The sequence below is a fragment of the Duganella sp. AC237 genome, from assembly GCF_979254035.1.
This window is the reverse complement of sequence record NZ_CEEDEW010000003.1, coordinates 1,500,475-1,524,020: the sequence shown is the minus strand read 5'-3', so window position 1 is coordinate 1,524,020 and position 23,546 is coordinate 1,500,475. Positions and strand designations below refer to the sequence as shown.

Sequence of the window (23,546 nt, the reverse complement as noted above, 5' to 3'; positions counted from 1 at the left end):
AATTTTCGTTTTTCACGGAAAATTGCACGACTTTGGTGCGCCATTGTCTCCGGCATGCATAGGACGCCTATAATAAACTCAATCTTATTTGGAGGGACATCCCATGAGCAAAATAGACGAGATCCTGGCCGTGGCCCGTGGACGCAGCAAGGACTGGCCGTATGCCGGAGCGGTCACGCCGGAGGAGGCTTACGAGCTGATCGGCGCCGACAACGCCGTCAAGATCGTGGATGTGCGCACCAATGCCGAGCGCGACTGGGTCGGCCGGGTCGCCATTCCGGAAGCCCAACATGGTGCGGTGCAGTGGAGTATTTATCCGGGCGGCATCGCCAACCACGAATTCATCGAGCAATTGAACTCGGTGGCGCGCAAGGACCAGGTGCTGTTGTTCCTGTGCCGCTCGGGCGTGCGCTCGCGTGGTGCGGCCAAGCTGGCCACCGAGCACGGCTACCAGCACTGCTACGACATCCTGGAAGGCTTCGAGGGCGACAAAGACGAGCACAGCCACCGCAAGAATATCGGCGGCTGGTGCAAGGCCGGCCTGCCGTGGACCGGCGCGTGATTGTTTAAACAGGCACCGCCTGCGTCGCCGCCGGCGTGCCCTCCCCCATCAAAAACTGTATCCGCTTGCGCACGAACTGGATGTGGCTGCGCAAGCCATACAAGCCATCGGCAAACGACAGCGGAATCGAGATCTGGTTGACCAGCTCCTCGATCTCGTCGAGCCGCTTGAGCTGCGCCTCGTACACCTGCATCCGCGACGCCTCCGGCGCGCTCTCGACCTGCTGCTCCACCGTGCGCAACTGCCCGTACCAGCGATACACGCGCGAGCGGATGCGCCACACGTACAGCGGCGGAATAATCCGCGACAGCGGAATGATCAAGGCGCTCAGCGCCAGCACCACCACCCACATGCGGTCGAAGAAATTGGCCAGCCAGAACGTCATGTAGCGCTGCAGCAGCGGCGGGCCGTTCTTGTAGAACTTGGCCGCCTCGGCATCCACGGGAATCTCGCTGTACTTGGCCGACGGGAACTGTCCCTGCTGCTGGAACCAGCCGGCGCCGTTGTGGATGCCGCTGGCCGCCTGCACGAACAAATCGACCAGCGCCGGATGCAGATCGTCGCGCGCCACCAGGGTGGCGGTCGGCGCGATGAGGTTGTAATTCTCCTTGGGAATATCGCGGCCCAGGTCGACGATGCCCTGCGGCAGCACCACGTGCGTGAGGAACGGCAGCTTGCGCGCGTAAGCCTCGGCCTGGCTGAAGTTGAACAGCTTGATGCCCGGCGTTTGCAGCAGCATCTGGATCAGCGGCGCTTCGGGCGCCGAGGTGAACACCAGGCCGTCGATGCGCCCTTCCAGCAGTTCCACCGTGGCGGGCGTGTTGGCCAGCGAGTAGCGCTCGACGTCTTCCTTCTCCAGGCCGTTGAGCGACAGCACCTGGCGGAACAGGCGCGGCGCACCGGCGCCCTTGGGGCCGAAGTTGATCTTCTTGCCTTTTAACTGGCTCAGTTGGGTGATCGGCGGCTGGCCCTTGGCTTCGCGCAGGAACAGCCACAGCGGCTCGACGAACAGGCTGCCCAGCGACGACAAGCCTTCGCGTTCGGCCGCTTCCTCGTTGGTGGAGCCGCTTTGGACGAAGGCGATGTCGACTTCGCCGGCGCGCAGGCGGCGCAGGTTTTCGCCGGAGCCGGCCGAGGGGACCAGCGTGACCTTGACGCCGTGCTTGGCGAGGGCGGCGGCGTATTTCTTGCCGAATTCCTCGTAGGCGCTGTTTTCCTGGCCGGTGGCCAGGCGCACGCTGCGCGGCGGGGCGGGATCGACCAGCCAATAGGCCAGCAGGCAGACGCCGACGATCAGCGCGATGGTGGGGGCCGAGGCGACAAACAAGTCCCGCACCGAGAATTGCGTGAACTTGAGGATTTTGGACATGTGATGGCGCATTGGTTTCATGGGCTGATACCATGCCAACAAATGAGCAATTATGCAAGGGGAATACGGGCTCATCCAAGGGAACACGTGTCAAGCACGTGTTCCCTTATTGACTAGCCGCCGCAGGCTTGCAACTGAACGGCTGTCGCGGCGTTGGCCGGCACGCCACCCGTCTTGACCACCACCGGCGGCGGCAACGCGCCCGGCTTGGCCACCGGATTCGGCTCGATCAGCGGCATCAAGCTTGGCGCCAGCACCACCAGCAACTGCACCGGCAACGCGCTGGTGAAATCGTAATTCTTCGATTCCGGCCCGTGCACGTATGCCGTCATGCTGCCGAAGAAGCGCTCGCCGATATTGAACACGAACGTCGCCGAGCGGTTCACATAGCGCGACTCGATCAAGCGCCCGCCGCCGCCATACACATCGAAACGCTGGTCGCCGGTACCGGTCTTGCCGCCGACCGGCAGCACCGTGCCGTCCGACTGCACGAACGCCATGCGCGCCCGCTTGGCCGTGCCGTCCGACACCACGCCACGGATCGCGTCGGCGACCACGCGCGCCACTTCCGGCGACAGCACTTGTTCGTTGGTGGTGGCAGGGGCCTTGGTGACCACGGTCTCATACGGCGTGCCCTTGGCGAAGTGCAGCGACGAGATGCGCTGGCTGCTCTTGCGCACGCCGCCGTTGACGATAATGCCCATCATCTCGGCCAGCGCGGCCGGCCGGTCGGCGGACGCGCCCAAGGTCGTCGCATACGACGGCACCAGCGATTCGAACGGATAGCCCATCTTCTTCCACTGCTTGTGGATTTCCATGAAGCCTTCGACCTCGATCAGGCCGGCGATGCGGCGGTCCTGCGCGTGCTTGCGGTGCGTCTTGAACAGCCACGAATAGACTTCCTGGCGTTCCTTCTCGCTGGCCGCCGTCATCTGCGACAAGGTCGCGCCCGGATGCGTGCGCATATACGCCGCCATCCACAGCTCCAGCGGGTGGATGCTGGCCAGGTAGCCGCGGTCCGGCAGCGACCACTTGTCGATCGCGTACTGGTCGTACAGCTTCTCGACGCGCTCGTCCGACACCTCGTTCTGCGACGGCAGGTACTCGTGCAGGAAGTCGCCGAACTGCTTGATGCTGGCGGCCGGATACACGGTGCGGTGGATCACCGCCAGCCGGGTCGGCGTGCTGCGGATATTGGCCAGCAGGATCTTGTCCAGGTCGGCCGCCGGCTTGCCCTTGTACTTGGCATAGAAGCGGTTCAGGAACTCCTTGCCCTCCTTGTCGGCGAAGCGCGCCAGGTAGACGGCGCGGCGCGGATCGTCGGCGTCGGCCAGCAGCGAGGCCGACGAGCCCGGCGTCTGGAACATGTAGAACTTGGCCACGTCGCGCATCAGGCGCACGAACACCAGGTTGGTCGAGCGGCGCAGCGCCTCGGTCACGGTCAGTATTCTGCCGTTGTCTTCCTTGGAGAAGTTGCCGAAGTAATGCAGGCCGCCGCCGGTGAAGAAGCCCTCGCCCGGATTGCCCGAGTATTTGCGCTCCATGGCCGCGTTGAGCATCGGCGTGATCTCGCGCCCGGCGCTGCCGACCGGAAGCGCCGTCAGGTACTCGATCGCCCAGCGCGACAGCTTGTCCTGCGGATCGACCGGGATCATGCTCAGCGTTTCGGCGTTCATGCCCTTGTACTTCTTGTTGAGCTGGTCGACGATGTCCAGGTAGGACACCAGGGTGCGCAGCTTGGCGGTCGAACCCAGGTCGAGCTTGGCGCCCTCGTTGATGTCGAGCGGCTGGTCGTAGTTGTCGGTCTGCAGGCGCAGCAGGTTGTTGTCCTTGCCCTTCTCCAGCAAGGTGAAGCTGTACACCACATTGGCCGGATCGCCGTTGCCCAGCATGCCCTTGCCGGTCAGGCCGGCGGCGGCGGCGCGCTCGGGGTCCCGCAGGTCGCGCAGCACCTGCGTGACCGCCTTCTGCGCCTGCGCGTCGAGCGTGCTGACCACGTTCAGGTCCAGGCGGTCGAGGTTGTACATGCGGTTGTCGCCCAGCAGGTTGGCCAGGTGGTTGCGGATCGCGTTCGAGGCCTTGCGCGTGACAAAGGTCATCTCCGGCGCCGCCTGCAGGCCGTTGCCCTTGGCCGGATGCAGCGGCTGCTTGAGCGCGACGTCGCGCATCGCGGCCGTGATGATGCCTTCCTGCGCCAGCACCCGCAGGTGGCTGTCGGCCAGCACTTCGAGGTCGTCGGCGCCGTCGCCCAGGTAGTGGCTCGGACGGCGCTGCGCGATCATCAGGCTGAGCGCTTCCTTGAAGACCAGCGCGGTCTCCGGATCGGGATTGTCGAGATTGCCGCTGAGGCGGCGGTTGACGTCGGCGAACTCGCGGCCGTACCAGACCCACATGCCGTCGCCGATGCCGTTGACCTCGCCGTAGCCGGGCTTGGCCGACAGCGGCACCGTGTTCAGGTAATCGATGACGATGCGGCGCCGCGCCTTGGTCGTGTCCGGCCCGTCCTGGTAGGAGCGCAGGCTGGCCGAGACCATCTGCTGCAGCTTGTCCTTCATCGAGCCGGTGCGGCCCTCCGGCGAGTGGCGGTATTTCTCGATCTGCGTGGCCAGGGTGCTGCCGCCGGCCGCGCGGTGGCCGCCGGCCACCGCGTTGACGCTTTTCTCGATGACGGCCTTGCCCAGGCGGTCCCATTCGACGGCCGGGTTGCGTTTCGGGTATTTGTTGTCGAGCAGTTCGCGGTTCTCGATGAACAGCAGGCTGTAGATCAGCGCCATCGGCGCCTGCTCGAACTTGTTGTAGATGCGTTCCGGGTAGCTGGCCGCGAACAGTTCCTGCGCGCGGCAGTCGTAGATCGTCAGGCCGGTCTTGGTCTTCTCGTGATACGTCGCGAAGATGCCCATGTCGGCCAGCTCCGCCATCTTCGGCGAAATGCGGGCTTGCGCGCTGACCTGGTAGTCGCGCGTGCGCAGCTTGGCCAGGTAGTCGGGCAGGCTGGCGTAGCCGAGCCGCTCGTCGTACGGGCTGTCGTGCGGGAAGCGGATCGCATTGCTCGGCCCCGGCTGCACCTTGTACGTCATCTTGCCGGCCAGGTCGGTGAAAATGCGCGCCTGCACGGTCGAGGTGCGGCTCTCGTGCACGCCCCACCACACCGCAAACGAGGCGCCCACCAGCAGCACCACGATCAGGGCGTTGCGCGAACGCTTGCTCTTGGTCGGCTCGCCAGGCGGCGGCGCGTCCATCTGCGCTTGCGCCAAATGCGCCTCGCTTTCTTCGGGGTTAAGGGGTGGCACGACATGCAGATGCCGGGTGCGACGATAGCCTAGTGCTGCCGCGCCTGCGCGCAACTTGCGCACTGCTTTGACTAGGGGCCGGCGGAAACGACGATTGCTTAACATATGATTCAAACCGGTCAGCTGTTTCAGTAAAACCTACTAGCCACCATTGCACCACATCGGCACGGTAGCAACCGGTGATGACGCACAATAATTTGCAACCGTAGTTTATTTTTCGCAAAAAAACAACGGCGTTTCTCCCCTATGGAGGAACGCCGTGAATGCATGTGACCGCTAAGTGACAAGCCCGTGACAGCGGGGCACCGTCGGGCCGCCGCCGAGGCCGATGTCGAAGCGCTATCGAGCGATAGCGGCGCGACATCACCCGATACCGGGGCGCATTAAGTGTTGTTGAACTCCACCTGGAGCTTCTTCAATTCCGAGCACATGTGCTCGAACGCGGTGAGCGTCTGCGCCGGCTCGCCCTTGACGCCGAGCTCGATGTGGCGGCGAGTGTTGGCGTCGCCCACGCTCGGCAGGCTGAACACCTTCACGCGCGGATACAGCGACTCGATCTCTACCATCAGCGGCGTCAGCGCAGATTCGGCCGTCTCGTACACCAGCACCGACTGCTCCAGGTGCGGCTCGCGGTTGAACAGGTCGGCGTAGTGGTGGTCGAGCACCCACTCGATCATCGGCCAGGCCATCACCGGGAAGCCCGGCACGAAGTAATGCTTATGCAGCGCGAAGCCCGCGATGTTGTTGTAGGGATTGGGGATCAGCGCCGCGCCCTGCGCGAACTCGGCCATCTTGAGGCGGTGCAGGTTCTCGGCCGAATTGAGGTCGACGGCGTGGCCGGCCTCTTGCCCCATCTGCACGATGCGCTGCTGGATGTTGGCCTTGCCCTGTTCGTGCAGCACCAGCGGCAGGCCCAGCGCGTCGGCGGCGGCCAGGCGGGTGTGGTCGTCAGGCGTGGCGCCGATGCCACCGCAGCAAAACACGATGTCCTCGCTGGCGAAGGTGCGCTTGAGCGTGGCCGTGATGCGGGCCGGATCGTCGGCCAGGATTTCCGCCCACGCCAGTTGCAGGCCGCGCGCGGCCAGCATTTGCACCACTTTCGGGAAATGCTGGTCGACGCGCCTGCCGGACAGGATTTCGTCGCCGATGATGATGAGTCCGATCGCCATATTGGTTCCGCTTTCTTAGTTATCTCAAAATTCCGCCGCCGGCGGCGCGGCCTTCACGGCCTCGGCGGCGCGCATGCGCGCCAGCGCTTCGAGGCAATAATAGGCGAACCACAACGCGGTGAAGATAAATACCAGCACATACAGCCAGATCGACGCGGCTGCCAGGAAGGGGAAGAATACCACTGCCATCACGCCGCCCAGCCAGATCGCGCTCGGCAGCGCCCCGGCCGTGCCGGACACCACGCCGATGGCGATCAGCGGCCAGCGGTGCTCGGCCAGCAGTTGACGGCGCTCGTCGGCGCTGGCGTAGTCGGCCAGCACGTCGTAGACCATCATGCGGCTGGTCAGCCAGCCCCACAGCAGCGCCTGCACGAACACGGCCAGCGGCGGGAACACGTACAGCGGCAACGTCAGCAGCCACAGGCCGATAAAGGCGGCCATGCCGCCCAACGCCACGCCCACGCTGCCAAGCACGCTGCCGCCGTTGCGCTGCTCCAGCTGCGGATAATTGCGCGCGCCGACGTGGCGCAGGATCACCGGCATGGCGATGACGCCGATGAAGATCAGCGCCGTCAGTATCATCAGCGGCAAGAGCAGCAGCATCGCTATCAACGGCACAACGACTGTTTTCAAAGCGCCAAGACCGAGCGAGCTCAGGAAGCTTCCGCTGTAGCTGAACACGCCATACTGCGAAAATGTCGCGTGGACGAAATCGATCAGCGGCTGCAGGCCCAGATACAGCAGCACCGCCCACACGCCCACCGCCAGCAGGAACGGCGCCACGCTCATCAACAGCAATTTGCCGTGCCATTGCGAGGCGAAGGCGCGGCCCCAGGCGCGCACCACTCCGGACAATCCGCCCGCCATCAGACGGTGTCCTTGCGCGCGTACTCGACCATGCGCTTGAGGGCCAGCCAGTGCTGCGAAAAGAAGCCTTTGCCGTATTCGCGGCCCGGCCTGACGGCGCCGTCCGCCACGGTCTGCGGCAACTGGTCGCGGATGCCGGTGGCGACGAACTGCGGCGTGAAATTGGCGGTGCGGAAAATGATGTCCCAGATCGGCAGCAGCACGGCGAAATTGCAGCCGCCCAGGGTACCCTGGCCGTTCGACTCGTGGCCGACGCCGATCGCGTGGTGCATGCGGTGGTAGCGCGGCGACACCAGCAGCCACTCGCCGACCTTGCCGAAGTGGATGCGCACATTGGCGTGTTGCAGGCTTTGCAGGATGCGCGACACCGACACCAGCATCACATATTGCGACGGCTCGACGCCGATGCCCAGCGCGATCACGCCCATGTAAATGTCGCGCATCATGTCGTCGAGCAGATGGTTGCGGTTATCGCTCCACAGGTTCATGTTTTGCTGGCTGTGGTGCAGGCCGTGCAGCGCCCACCACCAATTAAAGTGGTGCGAGGCGCGGTGGTACCAGTAATCGAAGAAATCGAGCACGACGAAGTAGACCAGGAAGGCGCCCAGCGGCGAGATGCCTGGTATCAGCGACTCGAGGTTGAACGGCTGGAAGCTCTCGAAGCGCAGCATGCCGGCCACGCTGTCGAGCAGCGGATCGAGCGTGAAGAAAACCAGTATCGGGAACAGGCCGATCCGGTGCAGCACGGTGTAGATGAAATCGTTCCAGCGGGCGCGCGGATCGTTGAACTTATGGACCGGGATCATCGCCTCGAGCGGGCGCAGCACCAGGAACAGCAAGGTCAGCTCCAGCACGCCGATCAGCAGCCACTCGGTGCCCTCGAAGGCTTCCTCGATGAATTCGCCGAATCCGAGCTGGAACACCAACGGCTGGATCACCGTCTCGAACAACCAGCCCTGGGCCAGGCCCAGCCAGTCAGAAAATAGTTGGATCATTTAGTGGTGCGATGTGAAAGAAGTTTTGTACCCGGGATGCTCGCGCAGCGTGGCGAAACAAAAGCCTTTTTGCTCCAGGCCGCTGATCAAAGGCTCCAGGTTGGCCGGCGCCCAAGGCTCCTTGCGCGACCAGATGCCCATGTGCGCGACGAAGATATCGCCGTCGCGCAAATCCCTCAGCGACTTCTGCAACAATACCGCATTCGGGTAAGCCGTGCTCGACAGCTCATCGCCGGAGAAGCCGGCCGGCGCCCAGCCCACATGCGCGTAGCCGCAGGCCTTGGCCGCCGCCAGTGTGCCGGGCGAGGTGCGCCCGGCCGGCGCGCGCCAGATCGGATCGAGGTGCTTGCCGGTCAGCTCGACGAAGCGCTGGTCGACCCGCTTGATTTCCTCGCAATATTGCGCCGGCGTCAGCGTGCGGAGCTTGCCGGCCGACGCGCCGAAACCAGGTTTGACCTTGAAGCCGTCGCCGACATCCTTGACCAGCACATCATGGTCGAAGGTGTGCGAGCCGATCGCATGGCCCTCGGCCACGCGCGCCTTCCAGTACGCCGACCACGCCGGATCGAGCGAATAGTCGCCGCGCACGGTTTTCTCGTTGGCGAGGAAGAAGGTTGCCTTGATGCTGTGGCGCTTGAGCGTATCGGCGATTAGTTCGGCCTGCGACTGGCTGCCGGTATCGAACGTCAGATAAATCGTGCCTTTGCAGGCCGCCGGCGCCGCCACGGCAGGCGCCGCCGCTACCGCCAGCGCCACCAACAGCGCCCACCCCGGGGTCAAGTCTGTCATTCGGACACGGGCTGAACTACGCGATGGTTGTGTTCGTGTCCGAATGACAGACTTGACCCTCGCAGTGGGGCGTTTCATCAGCGCTGGGCGGAGTTGTTGAAGAACACGCCGTGCGGCGAGCGCCCCACCGGTATCGTCTTGACCAGCTTGCGCGTGGCCAAGTCGATCACCGCCACCTTTTTAATCCAGCGCAAGGTGACCCACATCATCTTGCCGTCGGCCGTCACTTCCATGCAGTCCGGGCCGCCCGGCACGTTGATCATGCCGACGTTTTCCAATGTCTTCTGATCAATGATGTTGATCGAATTGGAAACACGATTCGACACATACGTGTAGCGGCCATCGCCGGCCGAACGGAAGTTGTGCGCGCCCTGCCCGGTCTTGATGCGCTTGACGGTTTTCTGCGCCTTCCAGTCGATCACCTCGACGTAGTCGCTGCCCATGATGCCCACCAGCAGATACTTGTCGTCCGGCGTCATCGCGATACCGGCCGGCAGCTTACCGACCGGCAGCGTCCACTTGACGGTCTGCGTGACCAGGTCGATCGCGCTGACCTGGTCGCTGCCCTGCTGCGTGATGAAGACCATGTTGCTGGCGGCGTTGAAGGCCATGTGGCTCGGCAGCTTCGGCAGCGGGATGCGCTTGGCCAAGGTCATGTTGGTGCCGTCGTAGCGGTACAGGTCGACGCGGTCCAGCCGCAGCGAGGCCGACACGAACCACTTCTGGTCCGGCGAGAAGCCGATCTGGTACGGGTCGAGGATGTCCTTGACGGTGCGCTGGATCTGCCCGCTCTTCGGATCGAGGAAGATCAGTTCATTGCCGACCGAGCTGGCAACGATCAGCGACTTGTTGTCCGGCGTCGCCATCAGGTGGTGCGGCTCCTTGCCGACCGGGAAAGTGGACAAGTCCTTGTAGGTTGCCTGGTCCAGCAACTGCACGGTAGCATCACGCGAGTTGAGCACAACGACAACATTGGCCTGCGCGCTGCCGATGGCAATCGCGGCGCAAACACAGGAGAAAACCAGACGGCGGACACTGCGGAGCATGAAGAAATCGCTTAGAAGGACTAAACGTTTATTTTACGTGCAAACCGGGCCGTCACAAGTTAAAACCGGACAATTATTCCTATCCGTAATGAAGCGCGGCGGCTGAACCACAACGCCCTGCTACAATTGCCGGCTGTGTTCAACGAATCTAGAAGGAATAACCATGACCACCATCACGACCGAATCGGGCCTGCAGTACATCGAACTGACCGTTGGCGAGGGCGATGAAGCCAAAGCCGGCCAGAACGTCACCGTCCATTACACCGGCTGGCTGCGCAACGACGACGGCACCAAGGGTCCGAAATTCGACTCGAGCAAAGACCGCAACGACCCGTTCGAATTCGCACTGGGCGCCGGCATGGTCATCCGCGGTTGGGATGAAGGCGTGCAAGGCATGAAGGTCGGCGGCGCGCGCCAGCTGATCATTCCAGCCGAACTGGGCTACGGCTCGCGCGGCGCCGGCGGCGTGATTCCGCCAAACGCCACGTTGATCTTCGACGTCGAACTGCTGGGCGTTTAAGCGCCTGAACGTGTAAACGTTCAGCGCTGCCAGTTGCGCCGCAGGGCCTCGAGCTCTGCGCGCGTATCGAGCATGCCGCCGACGATGCGCTGGTCGATCGCCTCCAGCACCGCCGCCGGCATCTCCGTCCCCGCCATCCGGGTCGCGGTCATCTGCGCCGACGGCCGCACGCTCTGCACCATCACCGGTATCCGCCACTCCGCGCTGGCGCGGCAGGCCACCCCCACCAGATCCTGGCTCAGTCCCACCACCGTGAAGGTGCGGCAATAGCCTCCCTCGTTCGACAGAAAACTCAGCCCGACCCGCACATCGCCCTCGGACGGCGCCGCGCCGCCCATCTGCTGGCTCAGGACGGCATCGAGCCGGCCCTGCGCCACCAGCATGCCGTTGCGGCTGATGACCGTGGTGGGCGCCTTGGCCGGATCGGCCAGGAATGCGGGCTGCCAGTGCGCCAGGCCGAACTTGCCGACCGCCAGCCCCACCACCAGCACCGCGCCCAGCGCGCTCCACTCGCGCCAGCCGAGCTGCCGCCTGACCGCCTTGCGGGCCGCCTGCTGCGTGGCCACGCGCTGCGCCCGCACCGCCGCCAGCTGCACCACCTTGGCCTGCTGCGAACGCATCGCCGCGGGCTCGGCGAACACGCCGTCGCGCGCGGCGCGCAACCGCGCCACGCGGCGGGCGATGCTGCTGTCGCGCCGCATGGCGTCCTCGACGGCGTGGCGGGTCGCGTCGTCCAGTTCGCCGACCATATAGGCAATCAGTGTCTCGTCCGAAAAGCTCATGTTCACGTCCCCAGTCGCACCATCATAAACCTTTTTTTCACCGAAGGCCGCGCTGTCAGGATCGCGTAAGCCCTTTATATACAAGGGTTTTATTGCGTCGCAGCGTCGCACGGCAACTACCGTAAGGCCTACTTCGTACAGAAACCATTACATTTGACAATATTTATGCTAATCTGCGCGCTCTAATAACCAAGGAGGTAGTAATGAAAAAAGGCGAATTGATTGCAGAATTTGCGAAACGCACGGAGATGTCTGCTGCTGCCGCCAACGGTGCGGTGAACACTCTGATCGCGATCGTGACCGAGCGTCTGAAAAAAGGCGACACGGTTGGCATCACCGGCTTCGGCACCTTCTCCGTCGCCAAACGTGCCGCACGCAAAGGCCGCAATCCTGCAACCGGCGAAGCGATCAAGATCGCCGCGTCGAAGACCCCGAAATTCTCGGCTGGCGCAACCCTGAAGTCGGCTGTCAACCCGACCAAGAAGAAGTAATTCTTGCGCTAAGCAGGCTGTGTTCGTGCCCGCGAGGGCACCGGAAACGGCGGCGCATGGCCAGGTCCCCGACCTGCCATGGCCGCCGTTCTGTTTTGGGGAGGCCGTTTTTGAGGATGCCCTCTAGCGGCTTTCGGCGCCGCGCCGGTTATGATGTCGCACACCCACCAGCCACCATACCAAGGAGATGTAAATGAGCTTACAAGAGCAATTTGAACAAGCCCAGGCGGACTCGAAGAACCTGCCGGAACGTCCCGACAACATGACCCTGCTGAAAATCTACGCGCTGTTCAAGCAGGCGTCGGTGGGCGACGCCAGCGGCGAGCGTCCGGGTTTCACCGACATGGTCGGCCGCGCCAAGTTCGACGCCTGGGATGCGCTCAAGGGCACCAGCGCCGACGAGGCCAAGCAGCAGTACATCGACCTGATCGAAGACCTGAAATAAAATTTGCCCGACCAAAAAAAAGCCCCTGACGGGGCTTTTTTGCGTTCAGACCGGCGCGAACACCTTGCGCATCTTGTCGACCACCTTGCTCTCGATCTGCGACGAGAACGCGCTGAACAGGAAACCGAGGGCGATCTGCAGCCGCGCCTGGGTCGGCTCCAGGGTCAGGCTGCCGTCGACGCCACTGCGCTCGAAGCGCAGCACATTGCCGTCCCAGCGGCATTCCAGCTCGAATTGCTCGGCCAGTTTGTCGGCCACCTGCTGCGCCGCCGCCCGGGCCTGCTCCGGCGCAAGGTTGTGTTCCTGAACGATGTTAATGTCCGCCATGCGGCTTCCTTAATAATCAACAAAGCCGACATGATGCCAGTTGGCCCGGCGTCACGCTAGTCCGCAAGGGCGCCTGCGCATTTGCTTATATGTATTGTATATAAGCGCAATTTGTGAGAAATAGCGAATTACCTTAAAATACAGTGCTTTGCTGAGGATAGCCGGGCCATCCCACCGCCGCCGACGCCGCTGCACACCAACATTGATAGGACTGTTATGACCCACGTTGTCACCGAATCTTGCATCAGCTGCCGTTATACGGACTGCGTCGATGTTTGCCCGGTAGATTGTTTCCGCCAAGGCCCGAACTTCCTCGCCATCGACCCGGACGAGTGCATCGACTGCGCTGTGTGCGTGGCCGAATGCCCGGTCAACGCCATTTTCGCCGAGGAAGACATCCCGAGCGACCAGCAGCAGTTCATCAAGATCAACGTCGATCTCGCGCGCCACTGGCCTTCGATCACCAAGACCATCGCGCCGCTGCCGGAAGCCGACCAGTTCAAGGACGTCAAAGAAAAACTGCACCTGCTGGTACGCTAAGACGAGTTTGTCTGGCCGGGCAGCACCGGGCAGCGTCATCCGCGGGCGCCAAAGTCGAGCGCCGCACAGCCTTGTGTTCGCCCAACCACCATTGAAATCACAGGAATATACGAATGAATAGCACTGTCACCCCTCCAGGCGTCATCGAAGCCGATGCCGTCATCATTGGCGCCGGCCCGGTCGGCCTGTTCCAGGTCTTCGAACTGGGCCTGCTGGAAATCAAAGCCCACGTCATCGATTCGCTGGGCGCGGTGGGCGGGCAGTGCGTGGAACTGTACCCGGACAAGCCGATCTACGACATCCCGGCCGTGCCGTCGTGCACCGGCCAGGAACTGACCGACAACCTGCTCAAGCAGATCGAGCCGTTCGAGCCGACCTTCCACCTGGGCCAGGAAGTGACCAAGGTCGAGCGCCGCGACGACGGCCGTTTCGACGTTGAAACCAGCGCCGGCACCCGTTTCACCACCAAGACCATCTTCATCGCCGCCGGCGTCGGCTCGTTCCAGGCGCGCACCCTGAAGGTCGACGGCATCGAAGTGTTCGAGGGCTCGCAGCTGCACTACAAGGTCAAGGACCCGGCCATCTTCGAAGGCAAGAACATCGTCATCTGCGGCGGCGGCGACTCCGCGCTGGACTGGGCGCTGAACTTCGTCGGCAAGGCCGAATCGGTTGTTTTGCTGCATCGCCGCGAAGACTTCCGCGCCGCGCCGGCATCGGTCGCCAAGATGAAAGCCCTGTGCGACGACTACGAAATGCAGCTCATCATCGGCCAGGCCACCGGTTTCGAGTCGAAAGACGACAAACTGAGCGAACTCAAGGTGACCGGCGCCGACGGCGTGACCCGCCGCGTGCCGCTCGACATGCTGCTGGTCTTCTTCGGCCTGTCGCCGAAGCTGGGTCCGATCGCCGAATGGGGCCTGGACATCGAACGCCGCCAGCTGAAGGTGCAAAACACCGAGAAGTTCGAGACCAACGTGCCGGGCATCTTCGCGGTGGGCGACATCAACACCTATCCGGGCAAGAAAAAGCTGATACTGTCGGGCTTCCACGAGGCTGCGCTGGCCGCGTTCGGCGCCGCGCCGTACATCTTCCCGGACAAAAAGATCCACATGCAGTACACCACGACCTCGCCGAAACTGCACAAAGTGCTGGGCGTGGAGACTCCCGTCTTCGATTAAGGTCGCGCAAACGCCGGTTCCGCGCCACGGAAACAACGGCAAGGCGGTGCGTAGGATAGTGTCCTACACAAAAGCAGCGGAAACGCTGCTTTTTTTATGGGTTCGGCGGTACTATTATCGGTGCAGGAGGCTGTTGCGCTAGATCATCGCGCTTTCTCCTGGGTATTTAGAAATGCTTGGCGCCACGAACAATTAATCTATAATTGGCTTATGATGAGATGTATTGGTGCACCGCACCATGCTTTGACCGGGAAGACCTATGCTCTACCAACTGCACGAAATGCAACGCACACTCCTTTCGCCCCTGATGCAATGGGCGGACGCGACGTCTAAAATTCTGACCAATCCGGTCTCGCCGCTGGCGCACACACCGTTTTCGCAACGGATCGCCGCCGGTTACGAGCTGATGTACAGGCTCGGCAAGGACTACGAAAAGCCGGCGTTCGAGATCGACTCGACGGTCATCAACGGCGAGACCATCGGCATCATCGAACAGGTGGTGGTCAACAAAGCCTTCTGCCGCCTGATCCACTTCAAGAAAGACCTCGGCGACGAGCGCGCCAAGGCGCTGAACCAGCCGACCGTGCTGCTGGTGGCGCCGCTGTCGGGCCACCACTCGACCCTGCTGCGCGACACCGTGCGCGGTCTGCTGGTCGACCACGACGTCTACATCACCGACTGGACCGACGCCCGCATGGTGCCGCTGTCGGAGGGCGCATTCCACCTGGACGACTACATCTACTATGTGCAGGACTTCATCCGCCTGCTGGGCCCGGACCTGCACGTGATCTCCGTGTGCCAGCCGACGGTGCCGGTGCTGGCGGCCATCGCGCTGATGGCCACCGACAAGGACCCCAAGTTGCCGAAGACGATGACGATGATGGGCGGCCCGATCGACCCGCGCCGCTCGCCGACGGCGGTCAACAACCTGGCCACCGAAAAGAAGTTCTCGTGGTTCGAAAACACCGTGATCTACGCGGTGCCGCCGAACTATCCGGGCTTTGGCCGCAAGGTCTATCCGGGTTTCCTGCAGCACGCCGGCTTCATCGCGATGAATCCGGGCCGCCACGCGCAAAGCCACCGCGAGTTCTACAGCCATCTGGTGGAAGGCGACGACGAGCCGGCGGAAAGCCACCGCAAATTCTACGACGAGTACAACGCCGTGCTCGACATGCCGGCCGAATACTATCTGGACACGATCAAAACCGTGTTCCAGGAGTTCGCGCTGCCGATGGGTACGTGGGAGGTCGGCGGCAAGCTGGTGCGTCCCCAGGACATCACCACGGTCGCGCTGTTCACCGTCGAGGGCGAGCTGGACGACATCTCCGGCGCCGGCCAGACGCAAGCGGCGCACGACCTGTGCACCGGCATTCCGGCCGAGATGCAGCAGGACTACGTCGCCCCGGGCGCCGGCCACTACGGCATCTTCTCCGGCCGGCGCTGGCGCGAGATGGTCTGCCCGAAAATCACCGAGTTCATCAAAAAACACGGTTAAGCGAGCCGGCCCCGACAAGATCCCTGCCCAGCGCAGGGATTTTTTTTCGCCCATTGCAGAAGTTCAGCGCTGCGGAAATATATCATCTTGTGATATATTTGCGCTTTTCCTTCTTTGCTATCGCTTTATGCCATCCCGCTCCCCGCCCGCGCTCGTCAAGGACGATTTCGCCGCGCTGTCCGAATTTCGTTACCAGATGCGCCGCTTCGAGCGCTTTTCCGAGGACGCCGTCCAGGCCAAGGGCATCACGCCGTTGCAGTATCTGCTGCTGCTGCACATCAAGGGCTATCCCGGCCGCGATTGGGCCACCGTCGGCGAACTGGCCGAGCGGCTGCAAGCCAAGCCGCACGGCGTGGTGGCGCTGGTCACCCGCTGCGAGGCCGGCGGCCTGGTCGAGCGCAGGATCAGCGACATCGACCGCCGCCGCGTCGAAGTCCACCTGCTGCCGGCCGGCGAGGCGCTGCTCGCCCAGCTGGCCGAACTGCACCGCGCCGAACTGCTGTCGCTCGACGGCGTCTTCACCATCCCCAAACTCCTGCGCGACGACCATGAATAAAGACATTTACGACAGCCGCCGCGATTTCGACGGCAGCGCCAGGCTGCTGATGATCGGCGCCCTGGCCGCCGTGGTCGGCGCGCTGAGCACAGTCACGGCCGACCTGCTGCTGCACGCGATCCGCCTCTTCACCAACCTGTTTTTCTTCCAAAAGCTGTCGAGCGCCTTCACCTCGCCAGCCACCAACGCCTTGGGCGCCTGGGTGATCGCGGTGCCGGTGATCGGCGGCCTGATCATCGGCCTGATCGCCCGCTACGGCGCCGAACAGATACGCGGCCATGGCATCCCGGAGGCGATCGAGGCCATCCTGTTCAAGAACAGCACGATGTCGCCCAAGGTGGCCGTGCTCAAGCCGCTCGCCTCCGGCATCGCCATCGGCAGCGGCGGCCCGTTCGGCGCCGAGGGACCGATCATCATGACCGGCGGCGCGGTCGGCTCCTTGCTGGCACAGCACTTCCACCTGAGCGGCGCCGAGCGCAAGACACTGCTGGTGGCCGGCGCCGTGGCCGGCATGACGGCGGTGTTCGGCACGCCGATCGCCGCCCTGCTGCTGGCGGTCGAACTGCTGTTGTTCGAACTGCGTCCGCGCAGCCTGGCGCCGGTCGCCGTCGCCTGCGCGGTGGCCGGCTTCCTGCGCCCGCTGCTGATCGAAAGCGGCCCGCTGTTCCCGCTGCACACGGCGGCGCTGCCGCCGTCGGCGCTGATCTCATGCCTGATCGGCGGCGTGCTGTGCGGCGCGCTGGCGTGGCTGTTGTCGACCGCGCTGTACCGGGTCGAGGACGGTTTTCACAAATTGCCGCTGCATTGGATGTGGTGGCCGGCGATCGGCGGCCTGGCGGTCGGCATCGGCGGCTACCTGCAACCGCGCGCGCTGGGCGTGGGCTACGACGTCATCGCCGACCTGCTCAACAACCACCTGCCCGCCGGCGTGATCGCCAGCCTGCTGATCGTCAAGGCCGTGATCTGGCTGCTGGCGCTCGGTTCGGGCACCTCGGGCGGCGTGCTGGCGCCGCTGCTGATGCTTGGCGCCGGCCTGGGCGCGCTGGTCGGTCCCTACCTGCCGGGCGGCGAGCCCGCGGTCTGGCCGCTGGTGTTCATGGCCGCCACCCTCGGCGGCATGATGCGCGCGCCGGTGATGGCGGTGGTGTTCGCCTTCGAGCTGACGCACGACGTCAACGCCCTGCTGCCGGTGCTGGCCACCGCCACGGTGGCGTATGGCTTCACGGTGATCACCATGCACCGCTCGATCCTGACCGAAAAGATCGCCCGCCGGGGCCACCACATCTACCGCGAATACGGCGTCGATCCGATGGAGCGCCACAGCGTGGCCGAGGTGATGACGCCGGCGCCGGCCAGCATCGACGCCGGCCTGACCATCGCCGCGGTGCTCGACAGCCACTTCGGCGCGTCGCAGCGCCACCGCGCCTATCCCGTCACGCGCAACGGCGCCCTGCTCGGCATGCTGGACCGCGCCGCCGTCGCCAACGCGCGCGCGGACGCCGTGCGCGTCGGCGACCTGTTCGGCGTCAACCTGCCGATCTTCGCGCTGGCCGACGAAACCTGCCGCGCGCTGGCCACGCGCCTGGCCGTGCACCAGCTGGAGCGCCTGCCGGTGGTCGACGACGCGGCCAGCCGCCGCCTGATCGGCATCGTCAGCCGCAGCGACTTGATCAAACCGGCGCTCAGCCTGCACGCGGAGGAGCTGACGCGGCAAACGGTGCGCCAGGTTTGGCAGCCGAAACAGCGTCCGCGATAAGGTTTTTCGGCCCGTCCGGCGCAGATATCGGATAATGGCGCTTTATCGCTTTCCCGCGCCATTTACCGCCGTGCCCACCAATAAAACACTCGCCGACCGCATCGAAGACGTTCTGCCGCAGACGCAATGCACCAAATGCGGCTACGACGGCTGCCGTCCGTACGCCGAGGCGATCGCCGAAGGCGCGGCCGACATCAACCAATGCCCGCCCGGCGGCGCCGAGGGCATTGTGCGGCTGTCGGCCGTCACCGGCCGCAAGGTCATACCGCTCAATCCCGTCAACGGCCTTGAGCGCCCGCGCGCGGTCGCCTACATCGACGAAGCGCTGTGCATCGGCTGCACCCTGTGCATCCAGGCCTGCCCGGTGGACGCCATCGTCGGCGCGGCAAAGCTGATGCACACCATCGTGCCGGAACTATGCACCGGCTGCGACTTGTGCGTCCATCCCTGCCCGGTCGATTGCATCGTCATGTATCCCGTCACCGAAAGCACCGGCTGGGCCGCGTGGAGCCAGTTCGAGGCCGACGCCGCGCGCGAGCGGCACGACTTCCGCACGCTGCGCCTCAAGCGCGAGAAGGACGAAAACGACGCTCGTCTCGCAGCGAAAGCCAGCGCCAAGCTGGCGGCGGTCGAAGCGCTCGACCCGGCCACCGACGCCGACGCCGCCGAGAAGGAACGCAAGCGCGCCATCATCGCCGCCGCGATGGAACGCGCGCGCCTCAAAAAGGAGGAAGCCGCGCGAGCGGCCGCCGACGCCAAGCCCCACGACGAAAACCCGCCTGAATGAATCCAGCCAAACGCCAAGAAATGTTCGAGCGCTTCCGCGCCGCCAATCCCAGTCCCAAGACCGAACTCGACTACACAACGCCCTTCGAATTGCTGATCGCCGTGCTGCTGTCGGCGCAGTCCACCGACGTCGGCGTCAACAAGGTCACGCGCAAGCTGTACCCGGTTGCGAACACGCCTGCCAAGATTCTGGCACTGGGCGAGGAGGAGCTGAAATCCTATATCCAGACCATCGGGCTGTACAAGACCAAGGCCAAGAACGTCGTCGCCACCTGCAAGATCCTGCTGGAGCAGCACGGCGGCGAAGTGCCGAATGACCGTGCATCGCTGGAGGCCCTGCCGGGCGTGGGCCGCAAGACCGCCAACGTGGTGATGAACACCGCGTTCGGCGAACTGACGATGGCGGTGGACACGCACATCTTCCGCGTCTCGAACCGCACCGGCCTGGCGCCGGGGAAGAACGTCGACATCGTCGAGCAGAAGCTGCTGCGGTTCGTGCCGAAAGAGTTTTTGCAGGACGCGCACCACTGGCTGATCCTGCACGGGCGCTACACATGCAAGGCGCGCAAGCCGGAGTGCTGGAACTGCATCCAGCAAGACCTGTGCGACTACCGCCAGAAAACCCCGATGCCGGACGGGTTGTAACGCAAGGCTTGACGCGATTGCGACAGATGTCGCACAATGGCGTCATCTGTCGCCACCAAGGAATTCGCGTGCCCATCCCGTCCAAACTCCGCGCCACATTTGCCGCGGCAGCGCTCTGCGCCTGCCTCCCCGCGCCGACCCACGCCGCCGATGACGCAGCCAGGCTGCGCGCCATCGTCGATCAGGCGATCCGTCCCGTCGTCGCCGAATACGACCTGCCCGGCGTGGCGGTGGCCGTCATCATCGGCGGCCAGGCCAGCTTCTTCAACTATGGACTAGCCTCGCGCGAGCAGCACGTGCCCGTCACCGAAAACACCTTATTCGAGTTGGGTTCGATCAGTAAGACCTTTACCGCCACGCTGGCCTCGTACGCTATGGCGACGGGCAAGCTCTCGCTCGACGACCACCCCGGCAAATACCTGCCCGCGCTGAAGGGCGCCGCTATCGACAAGGCCAGCGTGCGCCATCTCGGCACCTACACGGCGGGCGGCCTGCCGCTGCAGTTCCCCGACGACGTGCCGGACGACGGCATGCTCGCCTATTTCAAGCAATGGAAAGCCGACGCGGCGCCGGGCACGCAGCGCCGCTATTCGAATCCCAGCCTTGGGCTGTTCGGTCATGTGGCCGCGCTATCGATGGGAACCGGTTACGCCGACGCGATGGAGGGCCGAATCCTGCCGGGCCTGGGCTTGAAGCACAGCTACGTGCGCGTGCCGGCCGGCGCGATGGCCGATTACGCCTGGGGCTACAGCGAAGCGAACAAACCGGGCCGCATGAACCCGGGACCGCTCGCGGCGGAAACCTACGGCATACGCTCGTCGGCGGCGGACATGATCCGCTACCTGCAGGCGAACATCGACCCGGGCGGACTGGACACACCGCTGCGGCGCGCCATCGAGGGCACGCATGTCGGCTACTTCAAGATCGATGGCATGGTGCAGGGCCTGGGATGGGAACAGTATCCCTATCCGGTTTCGCTGAAGGACCTGCAAGCCGGGAACTCGCAAACGATGATTTGGGAGGCGAATCCGGCGCGGGCGCTGGTGCCGCCGCAAACGCCGGCGCCGGATACGCTGTTTAACAAAACCGGTTCGACATCGAACTTCGGCGCCTACGTGGCGTTCGTGCCGGCAAAGAAGATCGGCATCGTCATCCTCGCCAACAAAAACTATCCGATACCGGCGCGCGTCAAGGCCGCGCACGAGATCATTCAACAGCTGTCGCCGTAGCCGGCGACCCGCGCCGGTTCAAAACTGGAAATAGATGAACGGGTTGAAGCCGCCCTCCACCACCGACAGGCAGGACAGTACGTACAGCACCAGGCTGTAGGCGGCGACTAGCATCGGCCGGCGGAAACTCATGTTGCGCAGCCGGTGGAACAGGCGGTCGCCCACCAGGCAGATCAAGGCCGACAGCGCCAGCAGGAAAATCACCTTCGGATCGGCCAGCATCACGTTGGCGTGCGTCCACAGCGGCGCCGACGGTTCGGCGCCGACCATCACGCGCAGCATCTTGTTGCTCTGTTCCATGTTCTCGGCGCGGAACGGCACCCACAGCACGGTGGCGAAGACGAACACCGGCAAGCTGCCAAGACGCCATTTCGCGCTGTTGAGCACGCCGGCGCGCTCCAGCGCGATCAGCATGCCATGGCCGATGCCCCAGACCAGGAAGGTGTAGGCGGCGCCGTGCCACAGCGCGCACAGGCCGAAGACGATGAACAGGTTGCGGTAGGTTTTGAAGGTCGAGCCGCGGTTGCCGCCCAGGGGGATGTACACGTAGTCGCGGAAGAAGCGCGACAGCGTCATGTGCCAGCGCTGCCAGAACTCGGTGACGCTATGGGCCGCGTAGGGACGGTTGAAGTTGCGCGGGAAGCGGAAACCCATCATGCGCGCCATGCCGATCGCCATGTCGGTGTAGCCGGAGAAGTCGAAATAGATCTGGAACGAATAGCAGAACGCCGCCAGCCACGCCGAGTAGGTGGTCAGCGCGGCGTCCGGGCGATGCATGATGTCGACCACCGCGCCCAACGGATCGGCGATCAGCAGCTTCTTCGACAGGCCGATGATGAATAAATTCATGCCCCAGAACACGTCGCTGCCGACCAGCGCGCGCCGCTTGATGTCGAGCTGCTCCTTCACTTCGGCGAAACGCACCACCGGACCGGCGATCAGATGCGGGAACAGGAAGATGTAGATGGCAAATTTGTGCAGGCTGCGCTCGGGCGCGATGCGGCGCGCGTAGACGTCGGCCTGGTAGGACAGGAAGTGGAACACGTAGAACGAAATGCCGAGCGGCAGCACCAGCCCCAGCTTGGCGACCTCGCCCAGCAGGGCCACGCCGCTGATGTCGGCCACCAGTTGCGCCAGGAACCCGAGGTACTTGTAGGCGATCAAGGGCGCCAGGTTGAGCACCAGCGCCAGCCCCATGAGCAGGCGCGCGCGCGGCCGGTCCGCCTCGCTGCGGCGCAAGGCGCCGATGACGCCGGCCAGCAGATAGTTGGCCACCAACAGCAGCAGCGCGACGATCGTCAGCGCGCCCGCCCCCAGCATGTAGAAACCGAGGCTGGCCAGCAGGATGAAGCCGTTGCGCCAGGTATTGGGCAGCAGGAAGTACAGCGCGTAAAAACAGGGGAAGAACAGGAACAGAAATCCCGGCGACGAAAAAACCATGACACTCCAGTGATAGGGATTATTGGGACAGACTGAGCCAGGCGCCCGCTTCGTTGTCGAGCACCTGCACGATCAGGTATTTGCAGCGTCCCTTGGTCAGCGCCGGCAACCGCCACAGCGTCGCCGCCCGATCGAGCTTGACGAACTGCTCGAAATGGTCGGCCAGGCCGGCGCGCACCATGCCGTCGCCGAAGCTGTTGCCGAACATGCAGGTGGCCGGCAGCAGTCCCTGTCCGGCGACCGTGTCGGTGATGAACTCATAGCCGGTCTGCTTGGCGTTCATCTCGGTCACGCGGTGCACATCCTGCCAGGTCTTGGTCAGCTGCGGCGATGGTTCCGCCTCCACTGCGTCGAGTCGCGCGGCGAAACGCGCCTCCGAGCCGAAAAATGGCGCTTCATGGACGGTCATCGGGTGGCGCCACCCGGCGCTCGACTGCTCCAGGCGCGCGATGCTGTCGGTGGCTTCGGCCGCCACCCGCATGGCCGACAGGTCGGTCCAATGGAAATCCTGATGATAGAAAATCTGGAACTTGTCCTGCGATTGCTGGAGGATGCCGTAGACATCGACAAAATGGAATGCCGGCGTGGCCTGGAAACGGCGGTACAGCTGCATGAAGTGCGATTCCATCTTCAGGCGCGGCAGGAAGAATGGAATCCGGTCCTGCGTGAAGTATTGCTTGGACACGGGCGTGACCAGCACCATGGTGGTGCCCTGCGCGCGCAATTGCGCCGATAGCCGCGCCATGCCTTGGTAGACGGCGTCGGCGGCGGCCGGGTTGGCCAGCAAATTTTCCGTCGCCGGCAGTTCGATGTCGGAAATGGAACGGCCGTACAGCTCGCCCTTTTTACCGAAATACACCCGCCGCGAGGAACCGAACAGGCGGAAGTCGATCTCGTTTTTGGCGCGCACCATCACACTGCGCAGTCCCAGCTGGTCGGAAAAACCTTTTTCGAAGCGGTGATAGTTCTTGTCGAAGTCGTACCAGCTGCCTTCCCAGGCGACCGGCCACGATGCCAGCGGGCGCATCTCGACCAGCGGTGAATAGCGCGACGCCAGTGTCGGAAAGGTCTGCTGCAGACGGCTCGCCAGGGGCGCATAGCTCAGGATGGCGGGAACGACGCTGATGGCGAAGATGAGCAGGACAAACAACGTGCGCGGCAGCCGCGTCCTGCCAGACCGCGGCGCCACACTGGCAGTGGCCCGCGGGAATGGAAGTGAACTCATTGGTATGCTTTTTGATCGGTGTTTGCCGGACAGCGGCGCCATGA

The 23,546-nt window shown here is 63.9% G+C and carries 23 protein-coding genes; 12 read left to right on the top strand and 11 right to left on the bottom strand.

Features of this window, described 5'->3' with window-relative positions; all coding sequences use genetic code 11:
* Window positions 1–103 precede the first annotated feature (103 nt).
* Window positions 104–562 carry a rhodanese-like domain-containing protein gene (locus AC0IYS_RS07260; RefSeq protein ID WP_471704541.1) on the top strand — a complete coding sequence of 153 codons (459 nt, stop codon included), beginning with the start codon at window positions 104–106 and terminating at the stop codon, window positions 560–562.
* A 4-nt stretch (window positions 563–566) separates the two neighbouring features.
* On the opposite strand, the gene AC0IYS_RS07255 is transcribed toward AC0IYS_RS07260, so the two are convergent.
* From AC0IYS_RS07255 to AC0IYS_RS07225, 7 genes are all read right to left on the bottom strand, one after another.
* Entirely contained in the window at window positions 567–1,931 is a 1,365-nt protein-coding gene (locus AC0IYS_RS07255; protein ID WP_471704540.1) for a TAXI family TRAP transporter solute-binding subunit, read from the bottom strand.
* A 113-nt stretch (window positions 1,932–2,044) separates the two neighbouring features.
* Complete coding sequence (locus tag AC0IYS_RS07250) at window positions 2,045–5,170, bottom strand: transglycosylase domain-containing protein (RefSeq protein WP_471708812.1); 3,126 nt, start codon at window positions 5,168–5,170, stop codon at window positions 2,045–2,047.
* Window positions 5,171–5,604: 434 nt separating this feature from the next.
* Window positions 5,605–6,390, bottom strand: coding sequence for a competence/damage-inducible protein A (locus AC0IYS_RS07245; RefSeq protein WP_471704539.1), 786 nt, complete (start codon window positions 6,388–6,390; stop codon window positions 5,605–5,607).
* 24 nt (window positions 6,391–6,414) lie between these two features.
* On the bottom strand, window positions 6,415–7,257 hold the full coding sequence (locus AC0IYS_RS07240) for an EI24 domain-containing protein (RefSeq protein ID WP_471704538.1): 843 nt from the start codon (window positions 7,255–7,257) through the stop codon (window positions 6,415–6,417).
* A complete protein-coding gene (locus tag AC0IYS_RS07235) occupies window positions 7,257–8,252 on the bottom strand; it encodes a sterol desaturase family protein (RefSeq protein WP_471704537.1) in 996 nt (331 codons plus the stop codon). The genes AC0IYS_RS07240 and AC0IYS_RS07235 overlap by 1 nt, the downstream gene beginning before the upstream one ends.
* Complete coding sequence (locus AC0IYS_RS07230; RefSeq protein ID WP_471704536.1) at window positions 8,253–9,041, bottom strand: polysaccharide deacetylase family protein; 789 nt, start codon at window positions 9,039–9,041, stop codon at window positions 8,253–8,255.
* A gap of 77 nt (window positions 9,042–9,118) precedes the next feature.
* On the bottom strand, window positions 9,119–10,087 hold the full coding sequence (locus tag AC0IYS_RS07225) for a YVTN family beta-propeller repeat protein (RefSeq protein WP_471704535.1): 969 nt from the start codon (window positions 10,085–10,087) through the stop codon (window positions 9,119–9,121).
* Between the two features lie 163 nt (window positions 10,088–10,250).
* Here AC0IYS_RS07225 and AC0IYS_RS07220 point away from each other — a divergent pair, with 163 nt between their 5' ends.
* Entirely contained in the window at window positions 10,251–10,607 is a 357-nt protein-coding gene (locus tag AC0IYS_RS07220; RefSeq protein ID WP_090316130.1) for an FKBP-type peptidyl-prolyl cis-trans isomerase, read from the top strand.
* A 20-nt stretch (window positions 10,608–10,627) separates the two neighbouring features.
* On the opposite strand, the gene AC0IYS_RS07215 is transcribed toward AC0IYS_RS07220, so the two are convergent.
* The gene (locus AC0IYS_RS07215) at window positions 10,628–11,389 is read right to left on the bottom strand and encodes a hypothetical protein (protein ID WP_471704534.1); all 762 of its coding nucleotides are present in this window, start codon (window positions 11,387–11,389) and stop codon (window positions 10,628–10,630) included.
* Window positions 11,390–11,592: 203 nt separating this feature from the next.
* Between AC0IYS_RS07215 and AC0IYS_RS07210 the strand changes: the two genes are divergently transcribed.
* On the top strand, window positions 11,593–11,880 hold the full coding sequence (locus AC0IYS_RS07210; RefSeq protein WP_090316135.1) for an HU family DNA-binding protein: 288 nt from the start codon (window positions 11,593–11,595) through the stop codon (window positions 11,878–11,880).
* A gap of 193 nt (window positions 11,881–12,073) precedes the next feature.
* On the top strand, window positions 12,074–12,325 hold the full coding sequence (locus tag AC0IYS_RS07205) for an acyl-CoA-binding protein (protein WP_471704533.1): 252 nt from the start codon (window positions 12,074–12,076) through the stop codon (window positions 12,323–12,325).
* Window positions 12,326–12,370: 45 nt separating this feature from the next.
* On the opposite strand, the gene AC0IYS_RS07200 is transcribed toward AC0IYS_RS07205, so the two are convergent.
* Window positions 12,371–12,652, bottom strand: coding sequence for a polyhydroxyalkanoic acid system family protein (locus AC0IYS_RS07200; RefSeq protein WP_471704532.1), 282 nt, complete (start codon window positions 12,650–12,652; stop codon window positions 12,371–12,373).
* Window positions 12,653–12,868: 216 nt separating this feature from the next.
* Here AC0IYS_RS07200 and fdxA point away from each other — a divergent pair, with 216 nt between their 5' ends.
* From fdxA to ampC, 8 genes are all read left to right on the top strand, one after another.
* Window positions 12,869–13,192, top strand: a complete 324-nt coding sequence (fdxA, locus tag AC0IYS_RS07195) for a ferredoxin FdxA (RefSeq protein ID WP_471704531.1) — start codon at window positions 12,869–12,871, stop codon at window positions 13,190–13,192.
* 113 nt (window positions 13,193–13,305) lie between these two features.
* On the top strand, window positions 13,306–14,370 hold the full coding sequence (locus AC0IYS_RS07190; RefSeq protein WP_090316145.1) for an NAD(P)/FAD-dependent oxidoreductase: 1,065 nt from the start codon (window positions 13,306–13,308) through the stop codon (window positions 14,368–14,370).
* 259 nt (window positions 14,371–14,629) lie between these two features.
* On the top strand, window positions 14,630–15,865 hold the full coding sequence (locus AC0IYS_RS07185) for a polyhydroxyalkanoate depolymerase (protein ID WP_471704530.1): 1,236 nt from the start codon (window positions 14,630–14,632) through the stop codon (window positions 15,863–15,865).
* A gap of 127 nt (window positions 15,866–15,992) precedes the next feature.
* Window positions 15,993–16,421, top strand: coding sequence for a MarR family winged helix-turn-helix transcriptional regulator (locus AC0IYS_RS07180; protein WP_471704529.1), 429 nt, complete (start codon window positions 15,993–15,995; stop codon window positions 16,419–16,421).
* Window positions 16,414–18,177 carry a chloride channel protein gene (locus AC0IYS_RS07175; protein WP_471704528.1) on the top strand — a complete coding sequence of 588 codons (1,764 nt, stop codon included), beginning with the start codon at window positions 16,414–16,416 and terminating at the stop codon, window positions 18,175–18,177. The genes AC0IYS_RS07180 and AC0IYS_RS07175 overlap by 8 nt, the downstream gene beginning before the upstream one ends.
* Before the next feature lie 34 nt (window positions 18,178–18,211).
* The gene (gene rsxB, locus AC0IYS_RS07170) at window positions 18,212–18,964 is read left to right on the top strand and encodes an electron transport complex subunit RsxB (RefSeq protein WP_471704527.1); all 753 of its coding nucleotides are present in this window, start codon (window positions 18,212–18,214) and stop codon (window positions 18,962–18,964) included.
* Complete coding sequence (gene nth / locus AC0IYS_RS07165; protein WP_471704526.1) at window positions 18,961–19,608, top strand: endonuclease III; 648 nt, start codon at window positions 18,961–18,963, stop codon at window positions 19,606–19,608. The genes rsxB and nth overlap by 4 nt, the downstream gene beginning before the upstream one ends.
* A 74-nt stretch (window positions 19,609–19,682) precedes the next feature.
* A complete protein-coding gene (ampC, locus tag AC0IYS_RS07160) occupies window positions 19,683–20,837 on the top strand; it encodes a class C beta-lactamase (protein ID WP_471708811.1) in 1,155 nt (384 codons plus the stop codon).
* Window positions 20,838–20,855: 18 nt separating this feature from the next.
* Here the strand turns inward: ampC and AC0IYS_RS07155 are convergent, their stop codons facing one another.
* Together AC0IYS_RS07155 and AC0IYS_RS07150 are read right to left on the bottom strand one after the other, a co-directional pair.
* Entirely contained in the window at window positions 20,856–22,277 is a 1,422-nt protein-coding gene (locus AC0IYS_RS07155) for an MBOAT family O-acyltransferase (RefSeq protein WP_471704525.1), read from the bottom strand.
* A gap of 19 nt (window positions 22,278–22,296) precedes the next feature.
* Window positions 22,297–23,427, bottom strand: coding sequence for an alginate O-acetyltransferase AlgX-related protein (locus AC0IYS_RS07150; RefSeq protein WP_471704524.1), 1,131 nt, complete (start codon window positions 23,425–23,427; stop codon window positions 22,297–22,299).
* Window positions 23,428–23,546 lie beyond the last annotated feature (119 nt).